A 13,676-nucleotide genomic window follows, 5' to 3' on the forward strand; every position below is an offset into this window, starting at 1 on the left:
GTCGGGCTCAGAGGCCGCGGAGGGCGCCGCCGTCGACGGGGACCATGATGCCGGTCAGGTAGGAGGCGGCGGGGGAGAGCAGGAACGCGGCGACCTTGCCGAACTCCTCGGGGGTGCCGTAGCGGCCCAGCGGGATCGAGGCGGTGGCCTGGGCGCGGGCCGCGTCGGGGTCGGCGGCGAGGCCGTCGAGCTCGCGGACCCGGTCGGTGTCGATCCGGGCCGGGAGCAGGCCGAGCACCCGGATGCCGCGGGGGCCGAGCTCGTCGGCGAGGGCCTTGGCGGCCATGGCGAGACCCGGGCGCAGACCGTTGGAGATGCCCAGGCCGGGGATCGGCTGGCGGACCGAGCTGGAGAGCACGAAGGCGATCACCCCGCCGTCGGGGAGCGCGGCGGCGGTGGCGCGGGCGAGGCGCAGGGCGCCGAGGAAGACGGACTCGAAGGCGTCCCGCCAGGCCTCCTCGGGGGTGGTCTCCACGGGGCCGGCCTGGGGGCCGCCGACGCTGATCAGGATGCCGTCGAGCCGGCCGAAGCGGTGCCGGGCCTCGGCGATGAGGCGCTCGGGGGTGTCGGGGTCGGCGTTGTCGGCGACGAGGCCGTGGGCGGTGCCGAGGGTCTCGAGTCCGGCGACGGCGGTGTCGACGGCTTGCCGGGTGCGGCCGCTGACGAGCACGCGGGCGCCGTCGGCGACGAGTTCGCGGGCGCTCGCGAGGCCGAGGCCCCGGGTGGCGCCGGTGACGATGTAGGCCTTGTCCTTCAGTCCGAGATCCATGGGGACATAGTGCCCGGTGTGGAGGGTGGGGAGCGGGTCGAGGGGGCTGGCGTTGACGCCGGGGGGAAGGTTTACGGTCGTCGTCGGAAGTGCGGGAGGAGTGGTTCGGCATGCGGATCGGGGAGTTGGCGGAGCGGGCGGGGACGACCACGCGGGCGTTGCGGTACTACGAGCAGTTGGGGTTGTTGCCGGCCCGGCGGGCGGGCAACGGGTACCGGGCGTACGACGAGGCGGACCTCAGGCTGCTGCGCGAGATCCGGATGCTGCAGGACTTCGGGTTCGGGCTGGAGGAGACCAGGCCGTTCGTGGAGTGCCTGCGGGCGGGGCACCCGGAAGGGGACTCGTGTCCGGCCTCGCTGGAGGTGTACCGGCGGAAGCTGGGGGAGCTGGACGAGTGCATCGCCCGGCTCCAGGACGTAAGGGCGCAGGTGGCGGGGCAGTTCGACCGGGCCGTACGGGCGCGGGACGAGCTGGCCGCCGTCGAGGAACCGCCCCATTGTGAACTGGCGAAGGAGTAGACGGTGGTGGAGATCGCGGGTGTGCCGGCGGTGACGGACGAGACGTTCGCCGCGGAGGTGCTGGCGGCCGAGGGTCCGGTGCTGGTGGACTTCACGGCGGACTGGTGCCCGCCCTGCCGGATGATGGCGCCGGTGCTGGCGGACATCGCGCGGGAGGAGGCGCACCGGGTGCGGGTGGTGAGCCTGGACGTGGACCACAACCCGCGGACCCAGGCGGCGTACGGGGTGCTGTCGATGCCGACGCTGATGGTGTTCCGGGGCGGGCAGCCGGTGCGGTCGGTGGTGGGGGCGCGGGCGAAGGCGCGGCTGCTGCGGGAGCTGGAGGACGTCCTCTAGGCGGGGACGGCGTCGAGCGCGACCTCGGCCTCGGCGGCCTGCTTGGCGCGGTCCTTGGCCTCGCGGCGGGCGAGGACCCAGACGCCGACCGGGATCATCGCGGTGAACAGCCACCACTGGATGGCGTAGGCCATGTGCGGGCCGATGTCGGAGTGGTTGGGCTCGGGGACCAGTTGGGGCTGGTCGGCCGGGGCCGGGGTGGTGCCGGCGAGTTCGAGGTAGCCGCCGAGGAGGGGGGCGCCGGTCCGCTTGGCCTGCTCGTCGGTGTTGATCAGGTTGAACTGGCGGTCGGGCAGGCCGGTGCGGTCCTTGATGCCGCTGGCGCCGTAGGTCTCCTCGGCGCGCAGGCGGCCGGTGAGGGCGACCTCGCCGGCGGGGGTGGCCGGGACGGGCGGGTACTCGGTGGCGCCGTTGCCGGAGGCGACCCAGCCGCGGTTGACCAGGAGGGTGCCCTTGCCGTCGGCGAGCCGGAACGGGGTCACGACGAAGTAGCCGATGGTCCCGCTGGAGTCGGTCCGCTTGCGGACCACGAACTCGTGTGCCGGGTCGTACTGTCCGGTGGCGGTCACCGTGCGCCAGGTGAGGTCCTTGGGGACCGCGAAGCCGGGGGTCGGCGACAGGGTGTCGAAGGGGACCGGCGCGGCCGTGAGGGCCTGGCCGATCAGCTCGTTCCGGGCCACCCGTGCCTCGTGGCGGTGAAGCTGCCAGAAGCCCAGCTTGATCGTCGCGGGGATCAGCAGCAGCGCGACCAGCATGGTGATCAGCCACTGTCGGGTCAGCAGAAAACGGTACACATGGGAACGGTACGCCGACCTCACAACGGGCTCACGCACCGGGGTGCGGGGCGACCTCGCGCAGCAGTTGGAGGAAGGCGTCCTCGCCGACGACGGGGGTGCCGACCTCGCGGGCCTTGCGGGCCTTGCCGCTCCAGCTGTCCGGCTCGTTGGTGACCAGCAGGCTGGTGAGGCGGCTCACCGAGGTGGCGATGTGCAGGCCGGCCTCGACCGCGCGGTCCTCCAGGACCTCGCGGTCGGTGGCGGTGTCGCCGGTGATGGCCACCCGCATGCCCTGGACCAGCGGCTTGCCGTCCTGCCAGCGCCCCGGGTTGGGGTACGGGCAGGGCGGGCGCTTCTTGGCCTGGCGGTACGAGGCGCCGGTCCAGTTGCCGCGGCCGGGGGCGGCGGGCTCCTCCTCGCCGAGGTCGGTGACCGCGACGCAGTTCTGCAGCGGCAGCGGCACGCCGCCGTCGCGGGCGAGGTGCAGGCTGGGGCGGAAGGCCTCGGCGAGCACCCGGGCGTCGTCCAGGGCGTTGTGGGCGTGGCGCTGCCGGACGCCGAAGTGGGCGGCGAGCGAGGACAGCTTGCCGTTGGGCAGCGGCAGGCGCAGGTCGCGGGAGAGGACCATGGTGCACAGCCGCTGCTCGACCGGGGCGCGCAGGCCGGCCCGCGAGAACTCGCGGGAGATCATGTTCCAGTCGAAGAGCGCGTTGTGCGCGACCAGGACGCGGTCGTGCAGGCGCGCGGCGAACTCGTCGGCGATCTGCGGGAAGGTCGGGGCGGTGGCGAGCAGCTCGGCGGTGAGGCCGTGGATCCAGACCGGGCCGGGGTCCCGCTCGGGGTTGACCAGGGTGTACCAGTGGTCGACGACCTCGCCGTCCGGGTCCAGCTGGTAGACGCCCGCCGAGATGACGCGGTCCGAGCGGCCGAGACCGGTGGTCTCGACGTCGACGACCGCGAAGCCCCCGGCGGGGGCGGCGGAGCGCTGCGCGGGGACCGGGGCGGTCCGCGGCGCTCCGTACGTCTCGGGCTGGATCGGTTGCATGGTCCAACAGGATAAGGGGCCGGGCGGGGGGCTCCGGCCGGAATGTTCCGACCGACCGGCCGGAATAGAGTGGTCAGCGGGGGTGTCGTACACCTGGTCGAGACCGTTCAGCTAAGGAACAGCGCATGCGTGCCACCGTGATTCACGGCCCCAACGACATCCGGATCGAAGAAGTCCCGGACCCGGTGATCCAGTACCCGACGGACGTGGTGCTCCGGGTGGTGAACGCCTGTATCTGCGGCAGCGACCTGTGGGCGTACCGCGGGGTCGCGCAGCGGGTGGCCGGGCAGCGGATCGGGCACGAGTTCCTCGGCGTGGTCGAGGAGGTCGGCGCCGAGGTGCGCGGCTTCGCCAAGGGCGACTTCGTGGTGGCGCCGTTCGTCTGGTCGGACGGCGTGTGTGACTTCTGTCTCGAAGGCCTCCAGACCTCCTGCCCGCACGGCGGGTTCTGGGGGCAGGTCGGTTCGGACGGCGGCCAGGGCGAGGCGGTGCGGGTGCCGTTCGCGGACGGGACGCTGGTGAAGCTGCCGAAGGAGGCGGCGGGCGACGAGAAGCTGCTGCCCGGGCTGCTGGCGCTGTCCGACGTGATGTCCACCGGGCACCACGCGGCGGTCTCGGCGCGGGTGCGGCCCGGGGCGACGGTCGCGGTGGTCGGCGACGGCGCGGTGGGCCTGTGCGGCGTCCTGGCGGCGCACCGGCTGGGCGCGGGCCGGATCATCGCGCTGGGCCGGCACACGGCCCGCACCGAGCTGGCCCGCCGCTTCGGTGCGACGGACGTGGTGGCGGAGCGCGGCGAGGCCGCGGTCGAGGCGGTGAAGGAGCTGACCGGCGGGCAGGGCGCGCACGCGGTGCTGGAGGCGGTCGGCACCGAGGAGTCGATGCGGACGGCCGTCTCGATAGCCCGGGACGGCGGCGCGGTGGGCTACGTCGGGGTGCCGCACGGCGGCAGCGCGGGCGTCGACATCGGTCAGATGTTCGGCCGGAACGTTTCGCTGAACGGCGGCGTCGCCCCGGCCCGCGCGTACATCCCCGAGCTGCTGCCGGACGTCCTCTCGGGCGCCATCGAGCCGGGCCTGGTCTTCGACCGGACCGTCGGCCTGGACGGCGTTCCGGACGGCTACCGCGCGATGGACGACCGCTCGGCCCTGAAGGTGCGGATCGCCTTCTGAGGCGTCGGCCTCCCGGCTCCGGCCCGTGCCGCCCCGTTCGGGGCGCGGCACGGGCCGGAGCCGTTCTCCGGGGAGGTTCCGGGGGCCGATCGTGGGCGGTGCGGTCGCTGGGATGGGCTGTTTTTCGGCCAATCGGATGGTGCGAGGGGGTGAACGGTCGACTGATCGCGGTCAACCCCTTCCGGGGCGGGCAGGACGCTCCTAGCATTGCGCGGCGCACACCAGACATGTGACGCCCCTCACGTTCGATCGTTCCCCCCGTGTGACAAATACGCCGAAGGAGTGAGACAGCGTGGATTCGCCGCCGCTCACCACCACCGCCGCCACGGAAGCCCAACTCATCGACGACAGCGAGGAGTTCCGTACGCTGCGGCGCTCGTTCCGGAGCTTCGCCTTCCCGGTCACCATCGGCTTCGTGCTCTGGTACCTGTTCTACGTCCTGCTCTCCTGCTACGCCCCGGGACTGATGCGCACCAAGGTCCTCGGGCACGTCAACGTGGCCCTGGTCCTCGGGCTGCTGCAGTTCGTGACCACCTTCGCCATCGCCGCCTGGTACGCCCGCTACGCGGACCGGCGGATCGACCCGCCCGCCGCGGCGATCCGCGAGGCGCACGGCGCCGTCGTCCACGCTCCCCGGGAGTCCGCCGAATGAGCCTGCTCGCCAGCTCCGCCACCGAGCACCGCGGCCTGACGATGGCCCTGTTCGGCGTGTTCGTCCTCGCCACCCTCGGCATCACCGTCTGGGCCGGGCGGCAGACCAGGAGCGCCGCCGACTTCTACGCCGGCGGCCGCGGCTTCACCGGCTTCCAGAACGGCCTGGCCATCTCCGGCGACTACATGTCCGCCGCCTCCTTCCTCGGCATCGCCGGGACCATCGCGCTCAGCGGCTACGACGGCTTCCTCTACTCGATCGGCTTCCTGGTCGCCTGGCTGGTCGCCCTGCTGCTGATCGCCGAACCGCTGCGCAACTCCGGCCGCTTCACGATGGCGGACGTGCTCGCGTTCCGGATGCGCCAGCGCCCGGTGCGCACCGCGGCGGGCGTCTCCACCATCGTGGTGTCGATCTTCTACCTGCTCGCCCAGATGGTCGGCGCCGGCACCCTGGTGGCCCTGCTGCTGGGGGCCGAGGGGGGCGCCGCCAAGCGCTGGACCATCGTCGGGGTCGGCGCGCTGATGATCGTCTACGTGGTGATAGGAGGGATGAAGGGCACCACCTGGGTGCAGATCGTCAAGGCGGTGCTGCTGATCGCCGGCGCCGCGCTGATGACCGTCCTGGTGCTGGCCAAGTACCACTTCAACCCCTCCGAACTGCTCGGCGCGGCGGCGAGCGCGAGCGGCAAGGGCGAGGCCTTCCTCCAACCGGGGCAGAAGTACGGCAGCGGCACCGCCAAGCTCGACTTCATCAGCCTCGGCATCGCGCTGGTGCTCGGCACCGCCGGCCTGCCGCACATCCTGGTCCGCTTCTACACCGTGCCCACCGCCAAGGCGGCCCGGAAGTCGGTGCTCTGGGCGATCGGCATCATCGGCGTCTTCTACCTGATGACCCTGGCGCTCGGCTTCGGCGCGGCCGCGCTGGTCGGCTCCAAGGCGATCAAGGCGGCGAACGCGGCGGGCAACACCGCGGCCCCGCAGCTGGCCGAGGCGCTCGGCGGGGGCGCCGGGAGCACCGGCGGCGCGATCCTGCTCGCGGTGATCTCGGCGGTCGCCTTCGCCACCATCCTGGCCGTGGTCGCCGGGCTCACGCTCGCCTCCTCGGCCTCCTTCGCCCACGACCTCTACGCCAACGTGATCCGGCGCGGGAAGGCGAGCGAGAAGGAGGAGGTGCGGTCGGCGAAGTGGGCCGCGGTCGCGATCGGGGCGGTGGCGATCGTGCTCAGCCTCTTCGCGGACAAGCTCAACACCGCCGCCCTGGTCGCGCTGGCCTTCGCCGTCGCCGCCTCGGCGAACCTGCCCACCCTGCTCTACTCGCTGTTCTGGAAGCGCTTCACCACCGTCGGCGCGGTCAGCTCGGTCTACGCCGGACTGCTCACCTCGGTGACGCTGGTGGTCTTCTCCCCGGTGGTCTCCGGCGCGAAGACCTCGCTCTTCCCGCACTCCGACTTCCACTGGTTCCCGCTGGAGAATCCCGGCCTGGTCTCCATCCCGGTCGGCTTCCTGGCCGGCTGGCTCGGCACGCTGCTGTCCAGGGAACGCCCCGACGCGGCGAAGTACGCTGAACTGGAGGTCCGCTCGCTGACCGGGCTGGGCGCCCACTGATCGTCCCGCGATGACTATGCTGGCCCGGCCCGCCGTGACGGTGGCCGGGCCGGCCGCATCTCGGGGAAGGACGAACGTGCTGCTCGACACCTTCGGACGCCAGGCCGTCGACCTGAGGGTCTCCCTCACGGACCGCTGCAACCTGCGCTGCACCTACTGCATGCCCGAGGAGGGCCTGCGGTGGCTGGCCAAGCCCGAGCTGCTGACCGACGAGGAGATCGTCCGGCTGGTCACCGTGGCCGTGCGCGACCTGGGCGTGCGCGAGGTCCGCTTCACCGGCGGCGAGCCGCTGCTGCGTCCCGGACTGGTCGCCGTCGTCGCCGCCTGCTCGGAGCTGGAGCCGCGCCCGGAGCTCTCGCTGACCACCAACGGCATCGGACTGGCCCGCACCGCGACGGCGCTGCGCGAGGCCGGCCTGGACCGGGTCAACGTTTCGCTGGACACCCTCGACCCCGAGGTGTTCCACACCCTCACCCGCCGCCACCGCCACCAGGACGTCCTGGACGGGCTGGCCGCGGCCGAGGCTGCCGGGCTGGCACCGGTGAAGCTGAACGCGGTGCTGATGCGCGGGGTCAACGACCACGAGGCGGCCGACCTGCTGGCCTGGTGCCTGGAGCGGGGCTACGAGCTGCGCTTCATCGAGCAGATGCCGCTGGACGCCCAGCACGGCTGGGACCGTACGTCGATGGTCACCGCGACGGAGATCCTGGACCTGCTGCGCACCCGCTTCACGCTCACCCCGGAGCCGTCCGCGAGCCGGGGCGCGGCACCCGCCGAGCGCTGGCTGGTGGACGGCGGCCCGGGCCGGGTGGGCGTGATCGCCTCGGTCACCCGGCCGTTCTGCCGGGCCTGCGACCGCACCCGGCTGACCGCCGACGGCCAGGTGCGCAACTGCCTGTTCGCGACCGGCGAGACCGACCTGCGCACCGCGCTGCGCTCCGGCGCGGACGACGCCGAACTGGCCGCGCTGTGGCGGGCGGCGATGTGGGGCAAGAAGGCCGGGGCCGGGATCGACGACCCGGAGTTCCTCCAGCCCGAGCGGCCGATGTCCGCGATCGGCGGCTGAGCGGGCCGAGCGGGTTGGGCCGGTTGGAGCCGGTCGGGCAGGCGCTAGGCCGGCTTCCCGGAGCCCTCGGCGGGCTCGGGGGTCCAGTCGGCGAAGGCGACGACCTCCTTGAGGAAGCCGCGCACCGAGAGGAACTGGGACAGGTGCTCGCGGTGCCCGTCGCAGGCGAGCCAGGTCTTGCGGCGGTCCGGGGTGTGCAGCTTGGGGTTGTTCCACACCAGCACCCAGCCGGCGTCCGTCCGGCAGCCCTTGGCGGAGCAGATCGGCGTCTGCGGGGTGTCCATCGGGCCGTCCTCAACGATTGGCGGGTGGGTCTGCACCGCCAGTCTGTCACGCCCGTCCGGGCCGACCGGATCCGGGCATGGCGACGCCGGGCAGCCACGGGGGGAGCCGCCCGGCGTCGGTCCGTCGCTCCGACGGGGGATGCGGAGCGCGTACGCAGTATGTCACGCCAAGACCCTCGGATGGGGAGGTCTTGCATGATTAATCTGAGCTTCTTTTGAGCTTTCGCTGAGCCGGACGGGGGTGAAGCGGCACGAAACGGACGGTCAGTCCACGTCCTGTGAAGGATCGGTGGGAACGGCCTTTGCCTCTCCTGTACCAGCCTTCGCACCAGCCCCACCCGTCCCACCGGGGCCGAGCATCAGCGGGGTGTCCAGCGGGATGTCGAAGGTGCTCGGCAGCCCCGGGGCCCGCTCCCGGCCCGCGTTGGCGATCAGCACCGCGAAGTACGGCAGCAGGACGGCGCCCGCCAGCGCCGCGAACGCCAGCCAGCGCTGGACGTCCCACAGCACCACCGCGAGCAGCACGCAGACCGTGCGGAGCAGCATCGAGATGACGTAGCGGCGCTGGCGTCCCCGGACGTCCTCGGTGAGGCTGCTGCGCGCCCCCGTGATCCGGAAGACCTGCCCGTCGTCGGCGCTCTTGCCCATGTGTCCTACCGCCCTCGTCGCGCACCCGCGCGCCTGGCCGCGCGGCCTCCTCACGGTACGCCCGGGCGCACCCGGCGACGAGACCGGGTGGGCCGCACCCACCCGGTCGGGTACGCGAAGGGCCTGTCCGGCGGAGCGGACAGGCCCTCGGCGGCGCGGCGCGGCGCTAGGAGCGGCGGGAGAGGTACTGCGGGGGCACGGCGTCGGTGAGCCAGACGCCGTTCTCGCTGAGCCGGAACTCGTGGCCGGCCGCCGTCATCGCCGCCGCGTTCACGGTCAGCACCACCGGACGGCCGTGCCGGGCGCCGACCCCGGTGGCCGTCCCGGTGTCCGCCGAGAGGTGGACGTCCTGGCGGGCCATCGGGCGCAGGCCCTCGCGGAAGATCGCCGCCAGGTGCCGGTCGGCGGTGCCGTGGTAGAGCACGGGCGGCGGCACGGTGGCGGTCAGGCCGAGGTCGACCGCCACCGTGTGGCCCTGGTTGGCGCGGATCGAGAGACCGTCCGGCGAGTAGCTGAAGCGGCGCTTGTTGTTGGTCGCCACGACGTGGTCCAGCTCGGCCCGGGTGAGCGGCCGGCCCCGGGCGGCGAGCCCGGCGAGCAGCTCGTCGACCCGGACCCAGCCGGACGCGTCCAGCGCGACCCCCGCCAGCCCGGGCTCGTGCCGCAGGATCCGCGACAGCATCTTGCTCGACCTGACCAGGCGCTTCTCGTCCATCATGTCTCTCGTATCCCCCGTCGGTCAGCGGCTAAGAGGCCTGGCTGACCGAACTCATGTTGAAGTCCGTGACACGCACGGGTGGCATCGCGGTGCGGGTGACGTTGTCGCTCCACTCGCGGGGCAGGCAGCGTTCGGTGCGGCCCACCTCGGTGATCCGGTTCAGCAGGTCCACCGGGGACTCGTTGAACCGGAAGTTGTTGACCTCGCCGACGACCTCGCCGTTCTCCACCAGGTAGACGCCGTCCCGGGTGAGCCCGGTGAGCAGCAGCGTCGCCGGGTCCACCTCGCGGATGTACCAGAGGCAGGTGAGCAGCAGGCCGCGCTCGGTGCGGGCGATCATCTCGTCCAGCGTCGGCGCGGACTCCTGGTCGGCCGTCTCCAGCACGAGGTTGTCGATCGCCGGGCGAACCGGCAGGCCGGTGAGGGCGGCCGCGTGGCGGGTGGTGACCAGGTCGTTCAGCATGCCCTCGCGGATCCACTCGGTGGCGGTGATCGGCTGGCCGTTGTCGAAGACCGAGTAGTCCCCGCCGGAGGAGTGGGTGAGCACGAACGGCGCGGCCTCCAGGCCGGGTTCGCGCGGGTCGGAGCGCAGGGTCAGCGGCAGGGCGCTGAGCTTGTCGCCGATCCGGGTGCCTCCGCCGGGCTTGGAGAAGACCGTCCGGCCCTCCTGGGCGTCCCGGCCGCCGGAGGACCAGTTGAGGACGATCAGCAGGTCGGCGACGGCCGAGGGCGGCAGCAGCGCCTCGTACCGCCCGGCGGGCAGGTCCACCTTGCGGGCGCCCCAGCCGAGCCGCCTGGTCAGCTCGGTGTGCAGGCCGGCGACGTCGACGTCGGCGAAGTCCCGGGTGGAGGCGCCCACCCAGGCGGAGCTGGAGAGGTCGGCGGTCTTGGCGTTGATCTCGACCATGCCGGTGGGCTGGTCGTGGCGCAGCCGCAGGCCGGTGGAGCTGCCCAGGTAGCTGGAGGTCATCTCGTGCCGGGCGAAGCCGTACAGGAGCTGGCCCTGGGCCGCGGCGCGGGCGAAGGCCTCGCCGAGGGCCGGGCCGAAGGCGTCGAACACCTCGATGGAGGTCAGCGCGGGCGGCTCGGTGAAGTCCGGCGAGGAGGGCCCGCCGGCGATCAGCGGCTGGGCGTCCTCGGCCGGTCCGGCCGCGCGGGCGGCCTCCTCGGCGGCCCGTACCAGGCCCTCCACCTCCGCCGCGGTGACGGCCTCGCGGGAGACCACGCCGGAGGCGGTGCCCTCGGCGCCGGCCACGGTGGCGATCACGGTGAGGCGGCGGCCGCGGGTGACGCCGTTGGTGGTCAGGGCGTTGCCGGCCCAGCGCAGGTTGGCGGTGGACTCCTCGTCGGCGATCACCACGCAGCCGTCGGCGCGGGAGAGGCCGAGCGCCAGCTCGACGAGTTCGTGGGGCTGCTTCGCGGTCATCAGTGACCCGCCTCCTGCTGGGTGTTGAGCACGTTGACGTTGCGGAACAGCGCCGACGGGCAGCCGTGGCTGACCGCCGCGATCTGACCGGGCTGCGCCTTGCCGCAGTTGAAGGCGCCGCCGAGGAAGTAGGTCTGCGGGCCGCCGACCGCCGCCATCGAGCCCCAGAAGTCGGTGGTGGTGGCCTGGTAGGCGAAGTCCTTGACCTGGCCCGCGAGTTCGCCGTTCTTGATGGCGTAGGCGCGCTGCCCGGTGAACTGGAAGTTGTACCTCTGCTGGTCGATCGACCAGGAACGGTCGCCGACGATGTAGAGGCCGTTCTCGACCTGGCCGACCAGGCCCGCGGTGTCCGGGCCGTCGGCGGCCGGCCGGAGCGAGACGTTGGCCATCCGCTGCACCGGGACGTGCGCGGGGGAGTCGGCGAAGGCGCAGCCGTTGGAGCGCTCGAAGCCCTTCAACGCGGCGATGCGGCGGTCGAGCTGGTAGCCGACCAGGACGCCGTCCCTGACCAGGTCCCAGGACTGGGTGGCCACGCCCTCGTCGTCATAGCCGATGGTGGACAGGCCGTGCTCGGCGGTGCGGTCGCCGGTGACGTGCATCAGCTCGGAGCCGTACTTCAGCGAGCCGAGCTGGTCGAAGGTGGCGAAGGAGGTGCCGGCGTAGGCGGCCTCGTAGCCGAGCGCGCGGTCCAGTTCGGTGGCGTGGCCGATCGACTCGTGGATGGTCAGCCAGAGGTTGGTCGGGTCGATCACCAGGTCGTAGCGGCCGGCCTCGACGCTCGGGGCCCGCATCTTCTCGGCCAGCAGGACGGGCAGTTCGGCGAGTTCGGCGTCCCAGTCCCAGCCGGTGCCGGTGACGTACTCGTAGCCGCGGCCGACCGGCGGGGCCAGGGTCGTCATCGAGTCGAAGGCGCCGGTGCGCTCGTCGACCGAGGTGGCCTCCAGGTCGGAGTGCACCCGGATCCGCTGCTGGGTGGTCACCGTGCCGGCGGTGTCCGCGTAGAACTTGTTCTCCTGGACGGTCCGCAGGGCCGCCTGGACGTGCGAGACGCCCTCGGCGGCCAGCAGCCGGGAGCTGCGCTCGGCGAGCAGCGCGGTCTTCTCGGCGTCCGGCACCTCGAAGGGGTTGACCTCGTACGCGGAGACCCAGGTGACGTCCCGGTGGACCGGCTCGCCGGCCAGCTCGACCCGCTCGGTGGAGCCGGCCGCCCGGCTGATCCCGCCGGAGAGGCGGGCCACCGCGACGGCCTGCTCGGCGACCCGGGCCGCCGCGTCGGGGGTGAGGTCGACACCGGCGGCGAAGCCCCAGGCGCCGTCCAGCACCACCCGGACGGCGAAACCGAGCTGCACGCTGTCGGAGGTGCCGGCCGGGCGCGCGTCGCGCAGCCGCCAGGAGGCGCTGCGGATCCGCTCCAGGCGGAAGTCGGCGTGGCTCGCGCCCAGTTCGCGGGCGCGGGCGAGGGCGGCGTCGGCGAGGGGCCGCAGCGGCAGGGCGAGGAACGCCGGGTCGACGGCGCGCCCGTGCGGGGCACCGGAGCGATCGGCCGGAGGGATCGGAGGCAATCGGGCTCCCAGGTCGCGGAGGGTGGCGGTGCGGCGCCACAGGGGCGCCCGCACCGCATCATTTCCCGTCCACCGGGTTTCCGGCCAGCGCATTTCGACCGGTGCGCCGCAGTGAGGGACCGTCCGGTCGGGCCTCCGGTGCCCGGCTCCGCGGCCCTCGGGCGCGGGCCGTCAGCCGACGGTCTCCCACCAGCCGTCCAGCTCCGGCGGGTTGTCGACGTCGACCCGCTCGCCGGGGCGCGGCACGGCCAGCGGGACGGCCTGCTCCTTGGCGGCCTTCACCAGCCGTTCGATCGGCTCGGCCCACGGGTGCAGGCCCAGGTTGAAGGTGCACCAGTGGACCGGCACCAGCAGGCCGGCGGTCAGGTCCCGGTGCGCGAGGACGGCGTCCTCGGGGGTCATGTGGATGTCCGCCCAGGCCGCGTCGTAGGCGCCGATCTGGACCAGCGCGGCGTCGAAGGGGCCGTGCTGCGCGCCGATCCGGGCGTAGCCCTCGAAGTAGCCGGAGTCGCCGGTGTAGAAGACCTTGCGCTTCGGGCCGGCGATCACCCAGGAGCCCCACAGGGTGGTGTTGCGGGTCAGCCCGCGGCCGGAGAAGTGGTGCGCCGCGGTCAGGGTGAGCACCAGGTCGCCCAGGGTGCAGGTCTCGTCCCAGTCCAGTTCGATGATCCGGTGCTCGGGGACGCCCCAGCGGCGCAGGTGGGCGCCGATGCCGAGCGGCACCGCGAAGGGCGCGGACTGGCTGCGCACCAGGCGCTTGACCGTCGCCATGTCCAGGTGGTCGTAGTGGTCGTGCGAGATCAGCACCGCGTCGACCTGGGGCAGCTCCTCCAGCCCGACCGGCACCGGGTGCAGCCGCTTGGGGCCGACGTGTGCGGCGGGGGAGCAGCGGTCGCTCCAGACCGGGTCGAGCAGCACCCGGAAGCCCTCGATCTCCACCAGCGCGGAGGCGTGCCCGTACCAGGTGACCTCCACGCCCTCGGCGGCCGGCCCGGGCGGGGTGGCGGGGCGGACGGTCGGCACCGGGTGGGCGGGGACGCGGCCGGCCCGCTCGAACAGCATCCGGCGGGCGGTGGCGCCGTCGAAGCCGGGGGCGCCGGTGG

At 73.2% G+C, this 13,676-nt stretch carries 15 protein-coding genes; 6 read left to right on the forward strand and 9 right to left on the reverse strand.

From position 1 onward, the window contains the following. Positions 1–7: 7 nt before the first annotated feature. On the reverse strand, positions 8–769 hold the full coding sequence (locus AE652_RS20140; RefSeq protein WP_049653500.1) for an SDR family oxidoreductase: 762 nt from the start codon (positions 767–769) through the stop codon (positions 8–10). A gap of 110 nt (positions 770–879) precedes the next feature. Between AE652_RS20140 and AE652_RS20145 the strand changes: the two genes are divergently transcribed. Both AE652_RS20145 and trxA read left to right on the forward strand, forming a co-directional pair. Further along, positions 880–1,287: a MerR family transcriptional regulator gene (locus AE652_RS20145; protein WP_049653502.1), complete on the forward strand. Its 408-nt coding sequence runs from the start codon at positions 880–882 to the stop codon at positions 1,285–1,287. A 3-nt stretch (positions 1,288–1,290) separates the two neighbouring features. After that, positions 1,291–1,623, forward strand: coding sequence for a thioredoxin (gene trxA / locus AE652_RS20150; RefSeq protein ID WP_049653505.1), 333 nt, complete (start codon positions 1,291–1,293; stop codon positions 1,621–1,623). Here trxA and AE652_RS20155 read toward each other — a convergent pair. After that, positions 1,620–2,417 carry an SURF1 family protein gene (locus AE652_RS20155; RefSeq protein ID WP_049653507.1) on the reverse strand — a complete coding sequence of 266 codons (798 nt, stop codon included), beginning with the start codon at positions 2,415–2,417 and terminating at the stop codon, positions 1,620–1,622. The genes trxA and AE652_RS20155 overlap by 4 nt on opposite strands. A 31-nt stretch (positions 2,418–2,448) precedes the next feature. Next, the gene (locus AE652_RS20160; protein ID WP_049653510.1) at positions 2,449–3,444 is read right to left on the reverse strand and encodes a DEDDh family exonuclease; all 996 of its coding nucleotides are present in this window, start codon (positions 3,442–3,444) and stop codon (positions 2,449–2,451) included. 125 nt (positions 3,445–3,569) lie between these two features. On the opposite strand from AE652_RS20160, the gene AE652_RS20165 reads away from it, so the two are divergent. From AE652_RS20165 to moaA, 4 genes are all read left to right on the forward strand, one after another. Continuing rightward, the gene (locus AE652_RS20165) at positions 3,570–4,613 is read left to right on the forward strand and encodes a zinc-dependent alcohol dehydrogenase family protein (RefSeq protein ID WP_049653512.1); all 1,044 of its coding nucleotides are present in this window, start codon (positions 3,570–3,572) and stop codon (positions 4,611–4,613) included. Between the two features lie 292 nt (positions 4,614–4,905). Beyond that, positions 4,906–5,265, forward strand: a complete 360-nt coding sequence (locus AE652_RS20170) for a DUF485 domain-containing protein (RefSeq protein WP_049653515.1) — start codon at positions 4,906–4,908, stop codon at positions 5,263–5,265. Beyond that, the gene (locus tag AE652_RS20175) at positions 5,262–6,869 is read left to right on the forward strand and encodes a cation acetate symporter (RefSeq protein WP_049653517.1); all 1,608 of its coding nucleotides are present in this window, start codon (positions 5,262–5,264) and stop codon (positions 6,867–6,869) included. The genes AE652_RS20170 and AE652_RS20175 overlap by 4 nt, the downstream gene beginning before the upstream one ends. A gap of 76 nt (positions 6,870–6,945) precedes the next feature. Next, positions 6,946–7,935: a GTP 3',8-cyclase MoaA gene (gene moaA / locus AE652_RS20180; RefSeq protein ID WP_049653518.1), complete on the forward strand. Its 990-nt coding sequence runs from the start codon at positions 6,946–6,948 to the stop codon at positions 7,933–7,935. A gap of 44 nt (positions 7,936–7,979) precedes the next feature. On the opposite strand, the gene AE652_RS20185 is transcribed toward moaA, so the two are convergent. The 6 genes from AE652_RS20185 to AE652_RS20210 form a co-directional block, all read right to left on the reverse strand. Next, on the reverse strand, positions 7,980–8,219 hold the full coding sequence (locus tag AE652_RS20185) for a hypothetical protein (RefSeq protein WP_049653520.1): 240 nt from the start codon (positions 8,217–8,219) through the stop codon (positions 7,980–7,982). Between the two features lie 264 nt (positions 8,220–8,483). Further along, the gene (locus AE652_RS20190) at positions 8,484–8,867 is read right to left on the reverse strand and encodes a DUF3099 domain-containing protein (RefSeq protein WP_049653522.1); all 384 of its coding nucleotides are present in this window, start codon (positions 8,865–8,867) and stop codon (positions 8,484–8,486) included. 166 nt (positions 8,868–9,033) lie between these two features. After that, positions 9,034–9,582 carry an RNA 2'-phosphotransferase gene (locus AE652_RS20195; protein ID WP_049653527.1) on the reverse strand — a complete coding sequence of 183 codons (549 nt, stop codon included), beginning with the start codon at positions 9,580–9,582 and terminating at the stop codon, positions 9,034–9,036. Between the two features lie 31 nt (positions 9,583–9,613). Further along, positions 9,614–11,011, reverse strand: a complete 1,398-nt coding sequence (locus tag AE652_RS20200) for a metallopeptidase TldD-related protein (RefSeq protein WP_049653524.1) — start codon at positions 11,009–11,011, stop codon at positions 9,614–9,616. Next, positions 11,011–12,564, reverse strand: coding sequence for a TldD/PmbA family protein (locus AE652_RS20205; RefSeq protein ID WP_049653529.1), 1,554 nt, complete (start codon positions 12,562–12,564; stop codon positions 11,011–11,013). The genes AE652_RS20200 and AE652_RS20205 overlap by 1 nt, the downstream gene beginning before the upstream one ends. 180 nt (positions 12,565–12,744) lie before the next feature. After that, positions 12,745–13,676, reverse strand: a 932-nt coding sequence (locus AE652_RS20210; protein ID WP_049653525.1) for an MBL fold metallo-hydrolase, incomplete at its 5' end; no start/stop codon positions are given.

Source organism: Kitasatospora sp. MY 5-36 (assembly GCF_001182915.1).
In the GTDB taxonomy this organism is placed as follows: Bacteria; Actinomycetota; Actinomycetes; order Streptomycetales; family Streptomycetaceae; genus Kitasatospora.

Bases quoted from the DNA above. Each gene is read 5' to 3' on its own strand.
- AE652_RS20140 (WP_049653500.1), bottom strand. From the start codon at position 769: ATGGATCTCGGACTGAAGGACAAGGCCTACATCGTCACCGGCGCCACC.
- AE652_RS20145 (WP_049653502.1), top strand. From the start codon at position 880: ATGCGGATCGGGGAGTTGGCGGAGCGGGCGGGGACGACCACGCGGGCG.
- AE652_RS20160 (WP_049653510.1), bottom strand. From the start codon at position 3,444: ATGCAACCGATCCAGCCCGAGACGTACGGAGCGCCGCGGACCGCCCCG.
- AE652_RS20165 (WP_049653512.1), top strand. From the start codon at position 3,570: ATGCGTGCCACCGTGATTCACGGCCCCAACGACATCCGGATCGAAGAA.
- AE652_RS20175 (WP_049653517.1), top strand. From the start codon at position 5,262: ATGAGCCTGCTCGCCAGCTCCGCCACCGAGCACCGCGGCCTGACGATG.
- AE652_RS20185 (WP_049653520.1), bottom strand. From the start codon at position 8,219: ATGGACACCCCGCAGACGCCGATCTGCTCCGCCAAGGGCTGCCGGACG.
- AE652_RS20190 (WP_049653522.1), bottom strand. From the start codon at position 8,867: ATGGGCAAGAGCGCCGACGACGGGCAGGTCTTCCGGATCACGGGGGCG.
- AE652_RS20195 (WP_049653527.1), bottom strand. From the start codon at position 9,582: ATGGACGAGAAGCGCCTGGTCAGGTCGAGCAAGATGCTGTCGCGGATC.
- AE652_RS20200 (WP_049653524.1), bottom strand. From the start codon at position 11,011: ATGACCGCGAAGCAGCCCCACGAACTCGTCGAGCTGGCGCTCGGCCTC.